Raw genomic sequence first — 572 nt, forward strand, 5'->3', positions numbered from 1 at the left:
GCATCCGTTCCTCGAAGGCCACCGCCGTGCGCTACGAACGCGACCGGCCCGGCGAGCTGGTCCACATGGACGTCAAGAAGCTCGGCCGTATCCCCGACGGTGGCGGCTGGCGAGGCCAAGGTGGGAGCACGTCGAACCACCAGTCCCGCACCAACAAGTCCCCGATCGGCTACGACTACGTGCACTCACTCGTGGACGACCACTCCCGCCTGGCCTACTCCGAGATCCTGCCCGACGAGAAGGGCACCACCTGCGCGGCCTTTCTGGCCCGCGCGATCAGCTACTTCGCTGCTCACGGCATCACCCGGATCGAACGCCTCATGACCGACAACGCGTGGGCCTACCGGTACTCGCTGCGCGAGATCTGCACTGCCCGAGGCATCCAGCAGAAGTTCATCAAGCCGCACTGCCCCTGGCAGAACGGCAAGGTCGAACGCCTCAACCGCACCCTGGCCACCGAATGGGCCTACCGGCAGGTCTTCACTTCCAACGACGAACGAGCTGCCGCCCTGGCACCCTGGATCGAGCACTACAACACCCACCGTCGCCACCAAGCCCTCGACGGCCAACCC

1 protein-coding gene is annotated in these 572 nt (G+C 66.1%); it reads left to right on the forward strand.

The genetic code is table 11. From position 1 onward, the window contains the following. Nucleotides 1-572 (forward strand): integrase core domain-containing protein (locus NHG27_RS18975; protein WP_497017360.1); only part of this gene is annotated, 572 nt, incomplete at both ends.

Source organism: Oerskovia sp. 140933, from assembly GCF_059651515.1.